The organism is Gammaproteobacteria bacterium (assembly GCA_015709615.1).
Lineage (GTDB): Bacteria > Pseudomonadota > Gammaproteobacteria > Burkholderiales > Nitrosomonadaceae > Nitrosomonas.
Window position 1 is genome coordinate 729,198 of record CP054179.1, and the last position, 20,105, is coordinate 749,302.

The 20,105-nt window shown below is 47.4% G+C and carries 15 protein-coding genes; 9 read left to right on the forward strand and 6 right to left on the reverse strand.

What is annotated here, in order from left to right:
* Positions 1–4: 4 nt before the first annotated feature.
* Together nhaC and HRU77_03570 are read right to left on the reverse strand one after the other, a co-directional pair.
* Positions 5–1,435: a Na+/H+ antiporter NhaC gene (nhaC, locus tag HRU77_03565; protein QOJ19849.1), complete on the reverse strand. Its 1,431-nt coding sequence runs from the start codon at positions 1,433–1,435 to the stop codon at positions 5–7.
* Positions 1,428–1,628: a hypothetical protein gene (locus HRU77_03570; GenBank protein ID QOJ19850.1), complete on the reverse strand. Its 201-nt coding sequence runs from the start codon at positions 1,626–1,628 to the stop codon at positions 1,428–1,430. The genes nhaC and HRU77_03570 overlap by 8 nt, the downstream gene beginning before the upstream one ends.
* A 33-nt stretch (positions 1,629–1,661) precedes the next feature.
* Between HRU77_03570 and HRU77_03575 the strand changes: the two genes are divergently transcribed.
* The gene (locus tag HRU77_03575) at positions 1,662–2,822 is read left to right on the forward strand and encodes a class I SAM-dependent RNA methyltransferase (protein QOJ19851.1); all 1,161 of its coding nucleotides are present in this window, start codon (positions 1,662–1,664) and stop codon (positions 2,820–2,822) included.
* A 237-nt stretch (positions 2,823–3,059) separates the two neighbouring features.
* On the opposite strand, the gene HRU77_03580 is transcribed toward HRU77_03575, so the two are convergent.
* The gene (locus tag HRU77_03580; GenBank protein QOJ19852.1) at positions 3,060–3,326 is read right to left on the reverse strand and encodes a hypothetical protein; all 267 of its coding nucleotides are present in this window, start codon (positions 3,324–3,326) and stop codon (positions 3,060–3,062) included.
* Between the two features lie 685 nt (positions 3,327–4,011).
* Between HRU77_03580 and HRU77_03585 the strand changes: the two genes are divergently transcribed.
* From HRU77_03585 to HRU77_03620, 8 genes are all read left to right on the forward strand, one after another.
* Positions 4,012–5,484 carry an NADH-quinone oxidoreductase subunit M gene (locus tag HRU77_03585; protein ID QOJ19853.1) on the forward strand — a complete coding sequence of 491 codons (1,473 nt, stop codon included), beginning with the start codon at positions 4,012–4,014 and terminating at the stop codon, positions 5,482–5,484.
* Positions 5,485–5,494: 10 nt separating this feature from the next.
* The gene (locus tag HRU77_03590) at positions 5,495–8,767 is read left to right on the forward strand and encodes a DUF2309 domain-containing protein (protein ID QOJ19854.1); all 3,273 of its coding nucleotides are present in this window, start codon (positions 5,495–5,497) and stop codon (positions 8,765–8,767) included.
* 1 nt (position 8,768) lies between these two features.
* Complete coding sequence (locus HRU77_03595; GenBank protein ID QOJ19855.1) at positions 8,769–10,337, forward strand: hypothetical protein; 1,569 nt, start codon at positions 8,769–8,771, stop codon at positions 10,335–10,337.
* Positions 10,338–10,344: 7 nt separating this feature from the next.
* Positions 10,345–11,934, forward strand: a complete 1,590-nt coding sequence (locus HRU77_03600; GenBank protein ID QOJ19856.1) for an NADH:quinone oxidoreductase — start codon at positions 10,345–10,347, stop codon at positions 11,932–11,934.
* Between the two features lies 1 nt (position 11,935).
* Positions 11,936–13,441, forward strand: a complete 1,506-nt coding sequence (locus HRU77_03605) for an NADH-quinone oxidoreductase subunit M (protein ID QOJ19857.1) — start codon at positions 11,936–11,938, stop codon at positions 13,439–13,441.
* A gap of 43 nt (positions 13,442–13,484) precedes the next feature.
* Entirely contained in the window at positions 13,485–14,537 is a 1,053-nt protein-coding gene (locus HRU77_03610; GenBank protein ID QOJ19858.1) for a hypothetical protein, read from the forward strand.
* Between the two features lie 314 nt (positions 14,538–14,851).
* Complete coding sequence (locus tag HRU77_03615) at positions 14,852–15,085, forward strand: hypothetical protein (GenBank protein ID QOJ19859.1); 234 nt, start codon at positions 14,852–14,854, stop codon at positions 15,083–15,085.
* 302 nt (positions 15,086–15,387) lie between these two features.
* The gene (locus HRU77_03620; protein ID QOJ19860.1) at positions 15,388–16,656 is read left to right on the forward strand and encodes a SulP family inorganic anion transporter; all 1,269 of its coding nucleotides are present in this window, start codon (positions 15,388–15,390) and stop codon (positions 16,654–16,656) included.
* A 9-nt stretch (positions 16,657–16,665) separates the two neighbouring features.
* Here the strand turns inward: HRU77_03620 and nudB are convergent, their stop codons facing one another.
* From nudB to HRU77_03635, 3 genes are all read right to left on the reverse strand, one after another.
* Positions 16,666–17,109 carry a dihydroneopterin triphosphate diphosphatase gene (gene nudB / locus HRU77_03625; protein ID QOJ19861.1) on the reverse strand — a complete coding sequence of 148 codons (444 nt, stop codon included), beginning with the start codon at positions 17,107–17,109 and terminating at the stop codon, positions 16,666–16,668.
* A gap of 24 nt (positions 17,110–17,133) precedes the next feature.
* Positions 17,134–18,915, reverse strand: coding sequence for an aspartate--tRNA ligase (gene aspS / locus HRU77_03630; protein QOJ19862.1), 1,782 nt, complete (start codon positions 18,913–18,915; stop codon positions 17,134–17,136).
* A 100-nt stretch (positions 18,916–19,015) separates the two neighbouring features.
* Entirely contained in the window at positions 19,016–19,321 is a 306-nt protein-coding gene (locus tag HRU77_03635) for a zinc ribbon domain-containing protein (GenBank protein QOJ19863.1), read from the reverse strand.
* Between the last annotated feature and the right edge of the window lie 784 nt (positions 19,322–20,105).

Genomic DNA, 20,105 nt, shown 5'->3' on the forward strand with positions numbered 1-20,105 from the left:
CTCCTCAGTGAGTTTGTGCTGCCTTGTTCTCTTGCAGTAGTCCGATTCCAAGTACGGCCATGGCAATAGAAACTAAAGGATTCAACAAGTTCAACAACGCATAAGGCGCATAATCCAATGTCGGAATGCCCAAGGTTGCGACATAAAAAGTGCCAGCCGTTGTCCATGGAATAAGCCCCGTGGTCAAAGTGGAACCCTCTTCCACCGAGCGCGACAGTACTGCGCGATCCACTCTTCTCTCCTGATAAGCGCCTTTGAAAAGTTGGCAATTCAGAATAATCGAGATATATGCCTCACCCATTGCGATATTACCGATCAAGCCGGACAAAATGGTGGTGGCGATCAGCATACTCACTCGCCGGATGCGCGCAATGACATGCGCCAGAAGTACTTGCAGAAATCCGGCGTGGTGCATGATGCCACCCAGCGCCAATGCCATAATGGATAGCAGCAGCGTCCATGCCATACTGTAAAGTCCGCCGCGTCCGAGCAAATCGTCGATATTGGCAATTCCCGTAGTACCGGGCGAATTCAGCCACAGCGTATTAATAACATCGATGCTGCTCTTTTCTTGATATAGAACGGCAATCAGCATGGCCAGCACGATACTGCACGTCATGCTGACTTCCGCGTCATAGCGTTTGATACTTAACCCAAACATCAGCAGCAACGGCAACAAAGTTATCCATAGATTCAAGTGGTAAGCGCCCGCCAGGGCTATGCGGATTTCATCGATATGCGCTCTCGGCAAGGCATTGTCGCCATAATGTATTCCCCAGACGACAAAAATCGCCAGGACAATCAGCAAGGTGGGAATAGTGGTGTACAGCATGGAACCGATATGCCGGTACAGACTCGTTCCGGCGCTCATGGCCGCCAAATTGGTGGTGTCGGAAATCGGTGACAATTTATCGCCGAAAGTAGCGCCCGAGACGATCATCCCGGCTACCAGCGGTAGCGGAATACCCATCGCATCACCGATACCGATCAGAACCACACCGATCGTCCCTACCGTACCCCAGGAAGTACCAGTAGCAACCGACATGAAACTGCACAGCAGCAATCCAGCCGCCAGAAAGGCGCCCGGACTGAGCCAATCCAGGCCGTAATACAACAAGCTGGCAATCGTACCGCTCTGCATGAAACTGGCAATGACCATACCAATCAGCAGAAAAATATAAATCGCCGGCAGCGCCTTGATAATTCCATCATCCATCATGCGCCGGATGTCGGTAAAGGAATAACCCAACCAGCGCGCTTGCAGACAAATCCAGATTAATGCCAGAAAGATAACGGCGTGAATACTGACTGCGAATGCAAACATACCCAGCGCAATCAGCAAAAAAACCCCGGAAAAACAAATCGACGCTTGCCATAGAGATGGCGGTCGCTGCGTCGTGTGCAGTTCTTCCACCGATGAAGCGTTGTCAGTCATTATTGACCCGCTCCTGCTTCAGGTAAAAACAAGAGGAGCAGCTCACCATAGTCAGCGGCTTGCCTAGCTTTTCTTCTGATAAACTTGAGGGCGGCCTGATACCGATGTACTGCATCGCCCGATATTGCGACGGCGTCAATTCCCTTTTCAGAAACTCGAGGCCTTTTTTGAAATTTTCATACGGTTTAGTCATCCGATTTTCCTTTATTGCTCAAGATTATTGATAATGAAATTTACCGGCACTATTACGCATTTATCGCAAAAAGGTCTGGGCGTTGTCAAAAACGCGCAGAATAACCTGTCTTATTTTGTCTACGGTACCTGGCCCGGCGATGCGGGAGAATTCGAAGTCATCGACAAACCGCTCAATAACAAAAAATTCGCCTTTGCAAAACTGATTCGCCTGATACAACCCTCGATACAGCGGCAAACACCGCCCTGTCCTCATGCCGATATTAGTTTGGCGGAACAAGCCTGCACCGGTTGTCCGTGGATGATTGCCGATTATACAAGTCAGCTTGAACAAAAACGAAAGCGCTTTGTTTATGCCCTGCAAAGAGCCGGATTTGACACGAATCGGCTCGACATCGGCCCTGTCCACCCTTCTCCGCAACTCTACGGCTACCGCAATCGCTGCCAGCTGAAAACGGACGGCGAGCGGCTTGGCTTCGTATCGGAAAATTCATATCAAATCACACCGATTAGCGATTGCATCGTACTCAATGACGCCTGCCGGAAGCTGTTAAAAATCGCTATGCAGCAGTTGCCTAACCCAGCATGGCAAGCTTCAGCCGATGATAAATGGTCATCGATAGAACTGGATGACGATACGCAACCCGAGGAAATCCGCGCGAACCGGAAACGTCCTTTCAAACAAGGCAATCCGCAACAAAACGACCGGATGCGCGCGTGGTTGAAAGAAAAACTGGCACACAATCCGCAGTTGGGCAAAGTGGTGGAATTATTCAGCGGTTCGGGAAATTTCACCCCCATCATCGCGGCATCGAACTGCACCGAAGTGATCGCTTACGAATCCGATGATCAAGCGGTTCAAACGTTGCAAGCCAAGAATCTGGATAAAGTGACCGTGCATGCCACCGATCTCTTCAATCCGCTGGTTTGGAAAAAGCTACAAAAACATGCGCACGATGCAGAAACCTTGGTGCTCGATCCGCCGCGCGCCGGGTTAAAAAAGCATCAGGGATTTTTTTCCAGCTTCGCCGCTTTGCGGACGATTCTCTATATTTCCTGTAATCCGGAGACATTCGCTCGCGATTCCTGGTTTTTTCACCAAAACGGCTGGACGATCAACGACATTCAACTGGTTGATCTGTTTCCGCACACACCACATATTGAAGTATTAGCAGAATTTAAAAAGACTACTTAAGGAGGCGCTGATTAATTCGGCGAACGAGATGAAGCACGAGGCGCATGGAACACAGCAACCGAGACATATCAACAAGATAGGCGAGGGAGCGAGTACCGTGCAACGAAGTGATTCGCTCGTGCTGTCAAATAATCAGCGTTTCCTTAACCGAAAATAGTAATTGAAGAGAACACTGATTATAAATAAAGGAATCAATGCTTACTTACATTGACTCCTCTTTTATGACTTAAAGCAGATTCAAGCAGTAATTTTTACCGAAGAAAATCGCGCTTTGTTTTTGGACATTACATGCGATCTTGCGACAACAAGATAACCCAAAAAAGTAATAGCACCTAAAAGAACGGCGACATTAACTACACTCAATCCAATCCAATTTATAACCGAATCAATTTGCGACAAAGTTGGCATAGTACCGAATAAGGCGATGCTGATTAAAGGAATAATGCCAAATAAAATAAAACAAATTTTTATTGTAATTACTAAAAGAAATTGGCTTGTTTTCATAAAGCCTCCTCTAAGAAGAATTTATTGAAATTTGATTATTCTGAAAGATTCAGAACCTTAAAATCGACAAACTTCACATAAATTTTATACCAAGATCACAAAATATTCACAAATTATTTTCATTTCCAACTAAAATTTTTTCACCAATTAAATTTTATACACAATAACTTGCTTAGTCGTAATTCAGATAATAGCCAAACACCCGATCGATGCTATCTCATCAATTTCGGATTAAGGCATCAATCATTAAAATATAAGCACGGAGAACATCAGCAGCATTTGGTTTTTTCTATTTTTGTCTGCACTTTTTATGAAGAATATCCCGGATATTCATTTCTGAATCAAAGAAAAAGACAGAAAAATTCTATTCGACCCAAGACCTACTCAATCGGCGTCAATCCTAACAGCAGCAAACTAAATGAGCGATCTGGAGGAATTTTTAATCCTTCGCGGCCTTCACTTTTAATTCACACCCATTTCACTTTTTATTCACATTCATTATGTTAATTTACCCTTACAGCAGAAGGGATTTAGTAGTTTCTGATCATGGCATATCAGAATTCGTAATGTGAAAACAGTTTTCTACTTTTTGACCGAATATTGGCGCACATGTGGATTTGAAGCTAAAATCTTCAAAATAATGTAGAAATTATTTTCAATAAGAACATAAAGGATAAATGATTCGATGGGGATACTCAGTACATTACTTCTAACACCAGTATTAGGTATTCTGATACTCGCATTAATTCCAAGCAAGAACACAAGCCAAATCCGCTTCACCGCTAATCTGATCGCAATCTTAGTGTTTCTTCTAAGTCTTTGGCTGATTTTTAGTTACGATCGGTCCAATGGCCAAATACAGTTCTATGAGTATTTTGTTTTTAATCCTAAACTCAATACTGCTCTCGCCCTGGGGGTTGATGGATTGTCACTACCCATGGTGGTATTGGCGGCCTTGTTAACTTTGATCGCTTTGCTTGCTTCGTTCAACATAGCGCACAACATCAAAAGTTATTATGTCAGTATCCTGCTGTTGGAATTAGGGATGCTGGGCGTCTTTCTATCACAAGACTGGTCATTGTTCTATATTTTCTGGGAATTGACCTTGGCGCCGTTGTTCCTACTCATCGATCGCTGGGGAGGCACACGCCGTCATGTAGCCAGTTTGAATTTCGTGCTCTATACGATGGGCGGTTCGATTTTCATGCTCATCAGCTTGATCGCCATTAGTCAATATATGCCAGAGCATGGCGGTACTTTGATGTCTGCGATGTCTATTGCCGCACAGAACATGCCAAGAGACGAACAAATCTGGGTTCTCATCGGTTTTCTCATCGGCTTCGGTGTCAAGATGCCGATTTTTCCACTGCATGGTTGGCTTCCATTAGCGCATGTGCAAGCACCAAGCCCGGTCAGTATATTGCTATCCGGCATTCTTCTCAAAATGGGCGCCTACGGCATGATTCGCGTGATTGTCATGCTGCCGGAAGCCACGCAAATGTTACAGACGCTATTAATCGCGCTGGCATTGATCGGAATGATCTATGGCGGTGTTCTGGCTTGGCGGCAAACCGACATGAAAGCCATGGTTGCTTACTCATCGGTCAGCCATATGGGCATTATCCTTCTGGATATTGCCACGATGAATAAAACCGGTTTGATCGGCGCGGTCTTGCAAATGACAGCGCACGGTTTGGTTGCCGGTGCGATGTTCCTGTTGGTCGGTTTGTTGTATGAACGTACGCATACCCGGAATATTCTGGATTACAGCTCCCTGGTCAGAGTCATGCCGCGTTTTGCCTTCTTTATGACCATTACTTTGTTTGCCGCCATGGGATTACCCGGCACTGTCGGATTTATCGCAGAACTGCATGCGATCGTCGGCGGCTTCCAGCAATGGGGCAATCTCATGATTCTGCTGGGTGTGAGCATTATGATCGGAACAGCCTATGCCATGCGGACTATCGGTATGCTGTTTACCGGTCCGGTGAAACCCCAGATGCGTAACATCGAAGATTTGAAGATATACGAACTCATCGCGGCCGGATTTCTGGTTGTATTAATCGTGCTGTTTGGTTTATGGCCGGCACCGTTGATTGATCTCTCAATAGCGACCATGAATCAAATGAACGGCACCATCATGCAAAGTATTCAATAGGATAACTAAAATGACTTCTGAATCTCACGATTTGCGTCACCACATTCTTGAAACCATTGATCACTTGGATCATATCCTTCCAGGACAACGCCCGCTGCATAAGTTTGTGCACCACAACACCATTCATGGCTTTCAGCACTTGCCGTTCGAAGAAGGTTTAGCGGCTTACGAGGAATTGACCGGTGTTTACGGTTATTTGCCGGACTCAAGGAACCGGGAGTTATATCAGCAAGGCAGGATTACGGATGCGGATCTCTCAGCCGCACTCGAGCATGCCAAACACTTGCAATCCGGGCAGACTGTATTTCAAGCAAACGATCTGACCATCAAGCGCCTTGATATCTATCAAATTGCACTACTGCATGAATTGCCGCCTTTGTCGATCAGCCAATTGAACTGGCAGATAGAGGAATTGAATGTCCTCCATACCATCCAGCCGGATGTTTCAAAAGAAGCCCGTGCACGGATGCTCGCTTGTATTGCCGACCAAAGCGTTGTCGTTAAACAACTTTGGGAAAGTATTCTCAATAAACTCAACATTGAGTTGACCGATTTGCATCCGGAAAACATGCTGGATCTCTCAGAGGAACAAGCCAAAGAATGGCTGGAAAAAATCAAAAAGAACCTAGCCAATGGCAAAGGCATTCCAGTACATCAGAAAATGAGAATGGATGCCGAAACCGAACTTGATGAAATGCTTGCGCAAATCGGCAACAAAATTACATTGCGCAGTTTTGTCATGGCGTTAAGCGGTATCGATATTCTTTATTCCATTAGGCCGCAGATTATACGAGTCTGCGCATCGGTACTCGATGAAGGCGTTGCGGCATGGCAATTGCCCGGCCGCAGCAAATTGGGACTTTATGCAGCTTGGCGTTCGACAGCGCATTTCGACGTGAATCCTTTTCTGCACGATTTACCTGACTGGCAAAACATCGTCGATGAAACACCGGAAGATCCGGTCGATTGCATTATTCTGCAATTAACCAACATGGAGATTCCACAAGATAAATGGGAAGGTTATATTCAGCAGCTGGCGCTTGAGTTGCCGGGTTGGTCGGGAATGATCAACTGGCGCCAGCATAATCCTGACTACCATACGGAAAATGATGCAGCACTGCATATGGCCGATTATCTGGCTATCCGCCTGACACTGGACAGATTGTGGCTCAATCAGGCTTGTAAAGATACGTGGAAAATAGAAGCCAAGCTGGGAACGATCGAATATTATTTTCGCAGAAACTTGTCCGAGTTTATGGTCCGGAAACAACTCTATGGCGGAGATTTACCGGAATATCTGGCCACTATCGCCAAAGACCTGATTATGCGCACCGGCTCCGAACGTGAAAGACGGGAGGAGTGGCAGTCTTTGGCCGATCTGACATGGACCTGGCAATTCAGTCCCTTAGTAAAAAAAGATTTTGAGCATGCTGCTTTTAATAGCGGTTGGCGGCTTTTCCGCTTATGCCAGCATTTGGGACTGACCGCTGCGGATATTCAGAGCATGCAAAAAAGCGATTTGTTGCAGTTGCTCAATGTACTCGACGACTTTACCGCACCGGAACGAAGCAAAATTTGGCTATACGCTTACGAATATCACTATCGCGAAGATTTCTTTCAAGTTTTACGCGCCAATATCAACCGGGGACGCTGGGCCAAACGCGCGCAGCGGCCGCAAGCGCAGATCGTTACCTGCATGGATGACCGCGAAGAAAGCCTGCGCCGTCAACTGGAAGAAATCAATCCTGCCATCGAAACGATCGGTGCAGCAGGATTCTTTGGTGTACCCATGAATTATAAAGGGATTGACGACATTGAAACTAATATGCAATGCCCTGTGGTCGTGCGACCGGCCAATGATGTCAATGAAGTACCGAGAAAAGGCGCGGAACCGATACTGCAAGAACACGCCAAAGGGTATCGCTTCCATAGAAAGCTTGCTTATTTGATGAATCAGTCGCTGCGGCGCAGCCTTATTTTTTCGCATGCGATCATTGATGCGTTAGCACCGATCGTGTTTGCCGGTTTATTGGGCAGAGTATTTTTACCTAAATACTTCCTCGCACTCAATACTTCGCTGCGTCAAAACATCGAGAAAAAAGTCCCCACCGAATTGATGTTCAAAGCGCCTGCTTCGGATGTACCCGCGACACCGGACCAGCCGCGGCTGGGTTTTACCGATACCGAACAAGCTGACCGGTTAGCGGTTTTCATGCGCACAACCGGTTTATCGTACGGCTTCGCCCCGATTGTTTGCTTGGCCGGGCACGGCTCGACCAATCTCAATAATCCGCATGAATTTGGTTACAACTGCGGCGCTTGCAGCGGCAAACGCGGCGGACCGAATGCCCGTCTTTTTGCCGCCATGGCGAATCGCCCGGAAGTCAGAAAATTACTCGCGGAACGGGGTGTTCACGTTCCCGACGATACCTGGTTTGTCGGTGCTGAACACGACACCTGCAGCGACGAATACTATTGGTATGACCTCGAGGATATTCCACAAAGCGCACTGCCTGCTTTCGAAGCATTCAGAAATGATTTGATCAAAGCAAGTAAAGCTTCGGCACACGAGCGCTGCCGGCGATTCGTCTCGGCTAATAATCCGCGCACGCTTGAAGCCGGGAAAGAACATGTAACTCTGCGCGCAAACGATTTTTCTCAAGCATTCCCGGAATTCAACCATGCGACGATAGCTGCGGCCATCATTGGACGGCGCTCCATTTCGCAAGGAACGTTTTTGGACCGGCGTGTCTTCCTCATTTCTTACGACCCGACACAGGACGCCGATGGCAAGCTGCTGGAAAACCTATTGCTGGCCGTCGGTCCGGTAGGAGCCGGTATCAATCTCGAATACTACTTTTCCACGGTGAACAACGATCATTTCGGCTCCGGTTCAAAAGTCACGCATAACATCACCGGCATGTTCGGTGTGCTGGAAGGAACCAGCAGCGATCTGCGAACCGGTTTGACCAAGCAGATGATCGAAATTCATGAACCGCTGCGATTGCAGGTTCTGGTTGAAGCAAAAACCGAAATCCTGGGCCAGATTTATGAACGTCAAGCCAGTATCCGCGAGCTTGTAGGCGGTGGCTGGATCCTACTCAGCGCGATCGATCCTGATACGGCTGAAATCTCGGTATTTGAACGCGGCGTAGGGTTTGTTCCTTGGCAAGCGGAAAAGAAACAGGTGCCTGAATATGAATCATCCACTGCCTATTATCAGAACATCAATGTGCCTTTACCGCCTGTTCTAATCAAGCAACCTCATGTGACAGGAGCTTAATATGGATCAGTTGGTTTTTTTAATACCATTATTGCCATTCCTTGCGGCTGCATTCATCGGTTTCGGTGTTTTGTTTAATCGCATCAACGGGAAGAAAGACGAGCCTGTCAGTGCAAAAGCGGCGAAAAGTGCCATTACCTTGTCATGCTTGATCGCGCTCGGTTTACTCGCTTGCGATTTATTGGGAATCAACTCCAGTCATACCGCACTGGGAAAATGGCTGAATAGCGGGAATCTGGTTGTCGAGTTTAATTTCATCACCTCAGGTTTCAGCGTCATTGCAGCCGCTCTATTTTCGATTATTTTGGTCATCATCACACGCTTCTCAACGAATTATATTCACGCAGAACCCGGCTTCCACCGGTTTTTCTTTGTTTTGTGCTTATTCTCTTCAGCAATGCTGTTGCTGATACTCTCGGGCAATGCAATCAGCACATTTATCGGCTGGGAAATTGCCGGATTGTGCTCTTATTTATTGATAGCTTTTGCTTATGACCGGCCGACTGCGACCATTAACGCCACCCGGGTTTTCGTCACTAACCGGATTGGAGATGCCGGTTTTATTTTAGGCATAGCGCTTTCTTTTTACTATGCCGGAACCACCAGTTGGATCTCGTTGAATGAAATCGCCGCAAGTCTATCCACCCCGACCGCCACGGTGATCAGCTTATGTTTTGTTGTCGCGGCTGTCGCCAAGTCAGCGCAATTGCCCTTTACCCCGTGGCTGGCAAGAGCAATGGAAGGACCCACACCGTCAAGTTCGGTATTCTATGGTGCTGTGATGATCCATGCAGGTATCTTTTTGGTCATTTTGTTGCGGCCGATTATTGAGCTTGCGCCGCTGACGATGGCTGTATTGGTAGCCATCGGTTTTTTCACGGCAGTTTACAGCTTTATCGTCGGATTGACGCAAACGGATACTAAAAGCTCGCTATGCTTTGCCATATCGGGGCAGCTTGGCCTGATGTTCCTGGAATGCGGCCTGGGGTTTTGGGAATTGGCGAGCTGGCATTTGTGCGCGCATGCCATTGTGCGAAATTATCAAGTATTAACAGCCCCTTCCCTATTACGTTATGCCTATGGCAATCCGATGAAACCAGTGGCATCCGGAATCGCCAATAAGCGCTGGCTGTATATCGCATCACTGCAACGTTTCTGGCTTGATCCCATAGCGGATAGAACTTTGGTAAAACCTATCTACGGTCTCGGGCATGATTTGGACCGGTTTGATAAAAATATCATCGATCGTGCGATGGGCGCTCCTGTCTCCTCAAACTACACCATCTCGTCGCTGACACAACTGGAAAAGAACATGGATAAGAATATTCGTGACGGCATTCACATTGAATTTGTCAGAGGCAGCGGCGTGGTCGGTAAATTTTTTGAATGGATCGCGAACATCATGAGCTGGTTTGAAGATCGTCTGGTTTTGCGCGGTATTGGTATGGATACCGTTGATATCGGAAGAAAGCTTGGACAGATCGCGAATACTTTTGAGCAACACATTCTCAAACCGCGATACCTGGTCCTGTTTGTATTCATTGTCTTAATGATTGCTGCTTCAATTTGAGGTTTCGATGGATATTACACATATTACTTATTGGTCGGAAACAGCTTCTTTTCCAATTTTATCGATACTGACGCTCATTCCCCTGACGGTGATGATCGCGGTAATCTTGACATCTTCACCGGCTGCCGCCTTGCGTCTCGGTTTCGCCGGAACGATATCGACATTCCTGCTCAGCGTATATTTATTATCCGCGTTTAATACCGATCTCGCAGGCATACAGCTCTATGAGCGCTATCAAGGTCTAGGTGTGACCTATACTGTAGGTGTAGATGGTACGAATATTTTGTTCATACTGCTGACGGCCACGTTAGCGCTGCTCACGCTTATCTACACCCTCACTGCGCGGCATGTATCGGACCGTACTCATATCGCTTCTTTACTCGGATACGAAGCCATTCTGATCGGCGCATTCTCGGCACTGAATGCCATGCAATTCTGGTTATGGTGTTTTCTCGAGATGATTCCGATTGTCTTAATGACATTACGGTCCGGATCGAGTCAGAATCGGCGATGGGTTGTTGCATTGGTACTGCAGCACTTTAGCAGCGGATTGTTAATGGTATTAGCCGGTTTCTTGATGCTCGGCTTTGGCATTATGTTGACGACCGACGTTTTATCGTTCGATTGGCTCGTGCTGAAAGAAAGCAATGTCAGCAATGAATATGCTACCTTGATTTTTTTCCTGCTGTTATTCGGTTTCGCCATCCGTATGCCATTATTCCCGTTTCACGCCTGGTTGCCGGTAGTGGCTGAACATGGAACCATCGCAAGTGTCGGAATTTTTCTGGTTAGTCTGAAACTTGGTGTTTATGCCATTATTCGTTATTTAATCCCCCTACTTCCCGAAGTCGCTGCGGAATGGTCATGGTTTGTAACGATGCTGGGGTTGATCGGAATTTTCTATGGCGCATTGCTGGCGTTTATGCAAATCAATTTCCGCCGGTTAATCGCCTTTGCCATTATCAGTCAAACCGGCTTAATTACCGTTGGCTTATTTGATTTCAGCACGCACGGCATGGAAGGCGGCATCGTCTTGGCCATATCGTTTGGTATGGCGACAGCCGGTATATTGCTGAGTCTCGGTATGATATACAAACGCACGCATACGGCATTCATTCCGCGTTTAGGTGGCATGTTTGACACCAATGCAGCAATTGCGGTGCTATTTGTGATTTGCGCCCTGAGCACAATGGGTATGCCCGGAACCCCAGGTTTTGACGGCATTCATCTATTAATCGATGGCACCATCCAAGGTCAGGGATGGCTCATCGCCATTGCCCTTTTATTTGGTAACGTTTTGACGGTTGGATTGCTGTTACGCGCCTTTCAGCAAATATTCATTGCGTCACCAAAACGCTTCCAAGGGCCTTTTGTAAATACACATCAAGCCAGTTCTTCGCCATCCCCCCGGAATGAGTGGATTATTACCATCGCCATTTGCGGCTTGCTCCTTGCAACTGGAATTAATACTTCGCCATGGTTGCTTATCATCGATCAAAATCTTCACTCTACCGACAACAACTCCCATAACAATACAGATGCGCTTCACACCGATAAACTGCTGGCACCGCACTCTATGATTACAAAGGATAATTAGAATGATTGAAGCTGACTTCCCGCTGCTGAGCCTTACGATCATTGTTCCGCTTTTAGGCGCAGCATTGGCCGGATCGATACGAAACATCGATGTCTCGAAACAGGTTGCTTTTTTTATTGCCGTACTATCGCTCCTTCTGACTATTTGCGTCGTTATTTTATTTGACGCCAGTAAGAGCGAATTTCAGCTTGTTGAACGTCGCGCGTGGATTCCGATTTTGAATATTGAATATCTGATTGGCGTCGATGGCATTTCAGTCTTATTTCTTCCGCTGACAGCACTGTTGACCATCATCACGATGCTGGCATCGTGGAATACGATCTCCCATACCTCGCGTTTTCATTTTTCTTTGTTACTGGCGCTCGAAGGCGTCAGTATCGGCATATTCTGCGCATTGGATACGGTGTTATTTTTCCTGTTCTGGGAGCTTACGTTACCCCCGTTCTTTTTCTTGATCGGTTTGTGGGGTATCGGTTCGCAGCGGCGCAGCGCAGCAATGAAATATACATTGTTCATGTTGTCCGGCGGCGTCACCTTGTTGTTGGCGATCATCGTATTAGCGACAAATCATGCGATACAATCCGGCGGGCAAATCCCTACGGATTTATCCTTCAGTTTACCCGTTTTACTTGAGACCGCATTACCACGCGAGTTGCAGGAGCTCGTCTTTCTCTTGTTGCTATTCGGTTTCGCCGTGAAATCGCCACTTGTTCCGTTGCACACCTGGTTACCCACAGTCGCAGCCGAAGGTCCAACACACGTCGTCGCTATTCTCGTGGGGTTGAAATTGGGTATTTATGGCATTTTACGGTTTGCGATGCCGTTAGCCCCTATCGCTGCAATGGACTACAGCTGGATTTTGAGTGTGATTGGCGCTTTTACGCTAATCTATGGTGCTTTGATCGCGCTGCAGCAAACCAACTTACGGCGCTTGCTTGCATATGCCAGCGTCAGTCACGTCGGGCTGGTCATGGTTGGCGTTGCCTCGCTTAACATACAAGGATTCCAAGGTGCGATTTTTCAACTGCTGAACTTTACACTCGTGGCCAGCTCTCTGATGTTGATTGCCGGTTTTATACAGCATAGATTGGGCAGTACCGAAGCGATTCACTTAGGCGGATTAGCTAAAGTGATGCCAAAATTGACGACTTTCTATTTTCTATTTGCCTTAGCCAGTATCGGGGTACCCGGCACCAGCGGCTTCCCGGCTGAGTTACTGATGATCCTCGGCGCCATCAGCGCGCATTCCGTTTTGGGTGTTGCCGCATTGTCCGGTGCAATACTTAGCGCTGCCTATATGCTTTCCTATACGCGCCGGACTTTCTTGGGGCCAATCATTCATGATGATGTGAAACAAGTAGTTGATCTACAATCGCGCGAAATGATTTTACTACTCATTCCGGCGCTGCTAATATTAGCTCTAGGTTTTTATCCAGATTACATTCTCAATATAAATCAAGTTGCTTCGGAAGAATGGCTTTCTCGATTAACCTTAACAACTCATTAGTTTTAAACTCATATTTCATAATATGCTAAATTTTTTTAGGGGAATGATGAAAAATTCGAATACAGGAATCGACTATTTACTCGATTTAAATACAAAACATTCGCAAGCTTTCATGGATTTGGCCACAGAACGTCGCAGATACCGAGGAGAACATCCAACCGAGATAGCCGCACTAAAATGTATGGATGGCCGATTGCACTTACCAGTTATGACACAAACCGCTCTTGGAATTATTCAACCATTCCGCAATCTGGGCGGTATTTTTGATTTGGGTTGGCCATTCTTTCAAGCAGCTATCGATAATTGGGTTGATTATTCCATCAGCCGCGGCAGACATTGTCTAATTTTTGTCACCTATCATTTTGCACGTGGCGATACGCATCGCGGTTGCCGTGGATTTCATTATGATACGGAAGCTGCAAAAGCTGCGGCCATTAAACTAAAAAATCAATTTCAATCGGTATATGGTAAAAATGGCGCGGTAGTGCCCATCGTCTGCGGTATCGAAACCGATTTGGATGCTTTGATTCTTCATGGTGAAGACGGCCGCTCAATCGACTTAGCCAATGCAAAAGAATCGTCCCAACTCGAACTTGAAGAAATGCTCCGGTCGCTTTATCCCACGATGCCCGAACGCATTATCCGGGACTTGATGCCGTTGGTGCGAGGAAATATTAAACACATCGCCGAGATTCGGGCAATGAATCGCCCTATTGAGGAATCTGAGCACAAAGAGTGGGTCATCGGTGTGGGACGCGGGTTTGATTGGTTGCATGTGATTAATACCGCATTTATCGTAGGTCCTTTTGATCCGAATCTTTCCGTTGCGATTGAAACCGCAGCTAAGCTTCTCAAGAATAATATTGATGAAGGCCGGATTGATGCTGATGGAGTGGTACTGTTGACTTCCGGTGTGTATCGCGATGAGGCCGGCCCAGAATATCTCTTGGCGAAAGAAAAAGCGATGTTTCTCAGCAAATTCGCACTCAACATCATCAAAGATAAGGTTCCGGATCTAGCACCTCATTTGCAAATACTGACAGCCTGTAATAACTTGAATACCAGAAAACTCGAGGTGATTGAGAGAGTGGGATAAACTAGCAGATAAATGGATAATTCTCAGCGCATGCTTTTTGAATGCCATCATTTTCAATCGGCTTGCTGTTTTTTTGCACAACAAAAAATATGAGCACTTTTATAGCAAAATGGTCATTACATATTAGCTCTATCACTAATACCGTATTGACCATTTCTTTTATGTAGCGGCTCCAATCCGGTCACTAATCAATTTCAGGAGGCAATTACTTTCACCACGATGACGCAATCGCATCGATAATGGGAATCGGCATTGTGTAGATGTATCCCTTAGATTTATCTATTTATCGCTATTCCAAAATAAGGAGAAGTGCTATGGGTTTATTTGATTGGTTTACAAGTCTTTTCAGTTCTAAAAACGATGAAGAGCATAAAGCAAGCGAAAACGACATAGGAAGAGATGATGATAATGATCAGGTCGATAGTGACTCAGCAATACATGATGCACATGAAATAGAACCAGAAAGGATTGAGTCCGAGGTATCAGCACAAGCAAGCGGAGAGGCAGATACACTGTGCAATGACGACGAAGCGCAAAGACAAGTCTAAAGCAGCTTATGAATTGCATAAAAAATATCTCGTATAACATTGTAAGATCATGAAAATTCACGACACAGCAGCAAAATTTCCAAGCAAAAATACTGCAGGAGAAAATTCCTGCAGTATTTTCACTTATACCCCAATTAGATGAAAATGATTGCTGCCTGACAGCATTCCCGGTCAATCAAACATTTATCATCCAAACACTGATAGAACACCTCGGCATATCGTACTGATACTGGCATATCGATTGGCAGAAGCCGATACGAGACTATAATTCCAAGATTAATTATTATCCGATCTAATAATACATGCACAATTCCGCAGCTTTTCAAGCAAAATTTCTCACACGTGATCTGCAAGCCGGGGTAATTACCGGCGCAATGGCGATTCCATTGTCCGCCGGAATTGCGCTGATGTCCGAATATCCGATCAAGGTTGCGTTGGCCACGGTAGCTTGCGCTTGTTTCATCGGTTGGATCAATGCCTGGTTCCGGCCAGGAAATTACATCGGCGCCCCCGGAGTTGCCGCAGGACTTGCACCTGTACTTGCCCTGGGTGTGGCAAACTTCGGCATGGAGAACATGGCGTTTGTCATTTTTCTAACCGCCTTTATGCAAGCCGTCGTCTGGAAATTCGATCTGCAGAAATACATATTATTGGCTGTTCCCGAATATTTGGTCGAAGGATTGCTGGCGGGCGTCGGTCTGAAAATCGTCCTCAATTTTCTCACCATGACGTACGAAATTCCGGAAAGCATGGTAACAGAAGCATTTTGGAACGGCGCCCGGATTCAGATGGCTCTGCTCTCACTCGCAGGGCTTGCCGCCTTCCTGTACTTATTCGCAAAATTCCAGACCACGCAACCCGCAATTCCCTATTTCTTTCTGATGATTGCCGGCATATTGCTGGCGCAATTCGTTACGATGCCGATGCTGCATGTCGAGGATGTGCCGATCGTGCTATCGCTGCCATTACCGCACTTTGATCACCCGTTAACTTGGTTATACGTATTTGGCTTTGCCGCCATGCTGGCTATTATTGATGTCATTGAGCAAGTCATGAGCAATGCGGCCATCCAGAAAATCGACCCGTTGCAACGTAAGTGCAATACCAATAACAGTTTGTTGGCAATCTGGATCGCCAATATGGCATCCAGCCTATTTGGCGGCATGACCAATCTGGATGGTCTGGCCAAAAGCACCACCAATAAACTCGCCGGGGCTTATACTAAATTCTCGGTGCTGGTGATCGGACTGGTTGTTCTGTTCTTTGTATTTAATACCCAATATCTTGAATATATACCTAAATTTTCCTTGGCGGTCATTATGATGTTCACTGGCTGGAAAATGATCTTGGGATTATTACATGTCGCGCACCGGGGACAATATCCGCTGTTATTGGCGGTCATCTGCGCGCTATTGGTTTACCGGCTCGGTATTTTTGAGGGCCTGCTGCTGGCCTTGTTACTGCATAGCATGATTCATCTGGCCGTGCTGCACCGGGCTCATGACACCAGAATCAAAGAAGTCATCAAAAAATACCTTGAGCGCTTCACCGATAAAGGCGGCGTGAACTAGAGATTATCGTTATTCGGATTGATTATAGATAGGTAATTTAAGAATGGCTTCCGCATTGCTGCTGGAAAAAACCTTTTCAGCCGCTTGCCGCCACGGCAACCAAATAGAGCTCAGATGCTCTCTGGCGGCAATTCTGATAGGGACTTTCTCAGGCAGGCATAAACCGAAGACATGCTCGGTATTGAACCGGACATCGGGCCCGTAGCGCCAGCGCCATTCTTCGTAAATTTCATAGCGGTTTTCAATGCACCAGTCGGTCAACTCATAGTCGGCGGCATCCAAACCGGTTTCTTCGGCAACCTCGCGCACGGCGGTTTGCTGCAATGTTTCTCCAGGATCCTGACTGCCCGTGACCGATTGCCAGTAGCCTGGGTGATCGGCGCGTTCCAACAACAAAACCTGCAAATCCGCGGTGTAAATGACCACCAATACAGAAACCGGTATTTTGTACATTAGAACATCCACCGGTTACACCGGTTAATTGGGCTTGGTTTCGATCTGCCGCAGGCGGATGCTGAGTTCCCTTAACTGTTTTTCGTCCACGGTGCTGGGCGCATGCGTAAGCAAGCATTGCGCGCGCTGTGTTTTAGGAAACGCGATCACGTCGCGAATCGATTCCGAGCCGGTCATCATCGTCAAAATACGATCCAAGCCGAATGCAATACCGCCGTGCGGCGGCGCACCGTATTGCAGCGCTTCCAGCAAGAAGCCGAATTTTTCCTGCGCTTCTTGTTCGGAAATATTCAACGCGCGAAAAACCTTCGATTGCACATCCTGACGATGAATCCGCACCGATCCGCCGCCGATTTCTGAGCCATTCAGCACCATGTCGTAGGCCTTGGAAAGCGCCTTACCCGGGTCGGTTTCGAGCAAATCTTCGTGCCCGTCGGCCGGGGATGTAAATGGATGATGCAGTGCTTGCCAGCGATTTTCTTCCTCATCCCGTTCAAACATCGGGAAGTCCACCACCCATAACGGTTTCCAGCCGGATTCAGCATGCCCGTGCTGATGCCCAATTTTGATACGCAACGCACCGAGCGATTCGTTGACAATTTTCGCTTTGTCCGCACCAAAGAAAATCAAATCCCCGTTCTTCGCGTTGGTGCGGGCAAGAATCGTTTTAATCGTTTCTTCCGGCAGGAATTTCAGAATCGGTGATTGCAACCCTTCCACACCATCAGCCAGATTATTGACTTTGATATATGCCAAGCCCTTAGCGCCGTAAATGGCGACAAAACTGGTGTAATCATCGATTTCCTTGCGCGTCAATTCACCACCCTTCGGTATGCATAACGCCGCCACACGGCCATCCGGTTTTTCCGCTGCTTCACGAAAAACCTTGAACGGCACGTCTTTCATCAGATCGGTCAATTCGGTGAATTCCAGCGGTACCCTCAAATCGGGTTTATCCGAACCGTATTTGTGCATGGCATCGGCATAAGTCAGGCGCGGAAACGGATCGGGCAAATCCACATTGCTCACGGATTTAAACAAACCACGGATCATTTCCTCCATCAGCGACATGATCTCATCGGCGGACAGAAAAGACGTTTCAATGTCGATTTGCGTGAATTCCGGTTGCCGGTCGGCGCGTAAATCCTCATCGCGAAAACAGCGTGTGATTTGATAGTAGCGGTCGAATCCGGACACCATCAGAAGCTGCTTGAATAATTGCGGCGATTGCGGCAACGCAAAAAAATGACCGGCATTGACCCGCGACGGCACCAGATAATCCCGCGCGCCTTCCGGTGTGGATTTGGTTAGCATCGGCGTTTCAATATCGAGAAAACCGTGCTGATCGAGAAACACGCGCACCGCCATCGCCACTTTGTGGCGCAGGCGTAGATTCGATTGCATCACCGGCCGGCGTAAGTCCAGATAGCGATGTTCCAACCGCACCGCTTCGCTGATATTGTCATCGTCCATCAGGAACGGCGGCGTCAGCGACGGATTCAATACTTCGATAGTCGCCACCAGAATCTCAATTTCACCGCTGACCAATGATGTATTGACCGTTCCTTCGGGGCGCTTTCTCACCTTACCGGTAATTTTCAGCACATATTCATTGCGAATTTTTTCCGCGATCTGAAATGTCGCAACATTGTCGGGATCGCAGACGATCTGCACCAGGCCCTCGCGATCACGCAAATCGATGAAAATCACCCCGCCATGATCCCTGCGCCGATGCACCCAGCCAAAAAGTGTAACCGTTTGATCGAGATATCCGGCATTAATGGCGCCACAGTAGTTTGTACGCATAATTCTATTCAGTAGTCAGTGGTGAAATGGATGATGTTGCTTCGCTATTACCGGTAACCGGCGCAAATCGAGTATTTACATTTGCTCAACCGCAAGTTGATTAATCGACGGCCGCAGCAGGCGCGGAATTGCTTTCCTTCGTTGCCGGTGATTCCGTAGCGGCGGATGCCGCAGGTTGCGCATTTTCTTTTGTGCTCGTTTTGGTTTCCGTGCGCTGTGTCTTGTTATTCTTAAAGTCAGTGACATACCAACCGCTGCCTTTTAATTGAAACCCAGCCGCGGAAATGCGCTTCACATAGTTGCTGCTGCCGCAAACCGGGCAAGCCGCGATGGGCGCATCGCTGATTTTTTGCAAATGCTCTTTCTCGGCGCCGCATGAATTGCAAAGATATTCATAGATAGGCATTGAGACCTCCAACAATCCAGTATTGAGAAACCGGGTATTATACCTTAACCGCCCTTGTTGGATAGGCATCCATGCCGTCTCTGCTTCCATACTCCGGGAATATCAAGCAGCACGGAAACAGCTTTTCAGGTTAATTCTGCAATTTCGGTTTTATCTATTTGACAAAACAAGAGAATCCAAACTATAGTCACAACAAATTACGACACTAACCGTTTCAATCCTAGCCAAGGAGAATATTCATGATGCGCACTTCCCTATTTATTGTCTGCTGCTTGGCCATTCTGAGTGATTCCGCGACTGCCGCCAGCTCACTCGCATCCAGCACGTTTGACAGTGATGCCGATGGTTGGACTGGACTGACAACGGACGGCTCACCCTCCTGGTCGGTGATCGCCAGCGGTTTAGCGCCCACGCACAGTGCGGATGGTGTGCCTGCGGGCTCCATTACACTCACCGATCCTGATTCGCAATGGACATATTTCAGCGCTCCGGGCAAATTCCTCGGCGATCAAAGCGCTGCTTTTGGCGGCAACCTGCAATTCGATAGCCGCTACGTGGTAGCCGGCACAAGTTACGCCAATGAAGCCGAAATTGTATTGAAAGGCGCCGGATTGACGCTGGTTTACGAAATCACCAACAGTTTGCCGGCCACCTGGACGCATTTCGATGCCGCACTCGTTGCCGGTGGTTGGCGGGTTACGGATACTTTTTCCGGGGCGTTCGCGACCGATGCGCAATTACTCGCCGTTCTCTCCAACCTGAATGCGCTTTGGATCAACGCCGA

Coding starts and splice junctions, on each gene's coding strand:
- nhaC (QOJ19849.1), bottom strand. CDS start 1,435: ATGACTGACAACGCTTCATCGGTGGAAGAACTGCACACGACGCAGCGA.
- HRU77_03570 (QOJ19850.1), bottom strand. CDS start 1,628: ATGACTAAACCGTATGAAAATTTCAAAAAAGGCCTCGAGTTTCTGAAA.
- HRU77_03575 (QOJ19851.1), top strand. CDS start 1,662: ATGAAATTTACCGGCACTATTACGCATTTATCGCAAAAAGGTCTGGGC.
- HRU77_03580 (QOJ19852.1), bottom strand. CDS start 3,326: ATGAAAACAAGCCAATTTCTTTTAGTAATTACAATAAAAATTTGTTTT.
- HRU77_03585 (QOJ19853.1), top strand. CDS start 4,012: ATGGGGATACTCAGTACATTACTTCTAACACCAGTATTAGGTATTCTG.
- HRU77_03590 (QOJ19854.1), top strand. CDS start 5,495: ATGACTTCTGAATCTCACGATTTGCGTCACCACATTCTTGAAACCATT.
- HRU77_03595 (QOJ19855.1), top strand. CDS start 8,769: ATGGATCAGTTGGTTTTTTTAATACCATTATTGCCATTCCTTGCGGCT.
- HRU77_03600 (QOJ19856.1), top strand. CDS start 10,345: ATGGATATTACACATATTACTTATTGGTCGGAAACAGCTTCTTTTCCA.
- HRU77_03605 (QOJ19857.1), top strand. CDS start 11,936: ATGATTGAAGCTGACTTCCCGCTGCTGAGCCTTACGATCATTGTTCCG.
- HRU77_03610 (QOJ19858.1), top strand. CDS start 13,485: ATGATGAAAAATTCGAATACAGGAATCGACTATTTACTCGATTTAAAT.
- HRU77_03615 (QOJ19859.1), top strand. CDS start 14,852: ATGGGTTTATTTGATTGGTTTACAAGTCTTTTCAGTTCTAAAAACGAT.
- HRU77_03620 (QOJ19860.1), top strand. CDS start 15,388: ATGCACAATTCCGCAGCTTTTCAAGCAAAATTTCTCACACGTGATCTG.
- nudB (QOJ19861.1), bottom strand. CDS start 17,109: ATGTACAAAATACCGGTTTCTGTATTGGTGGTCATTTACACCGCGGAT.
- aspS (QOJ19862.1), bottom strand. CDS start 18,915: ATGCGTACAAACTACTGTGGCGCCATTAATGCCGGATATCTCGATCAA.
- HRU77_03635 (QOJ19863.1), bottom strand. CDS start 19,321: ATGCCTATCTATGAATATCTTTGCAATTCATGCGGCGCCGAGAAAGAG.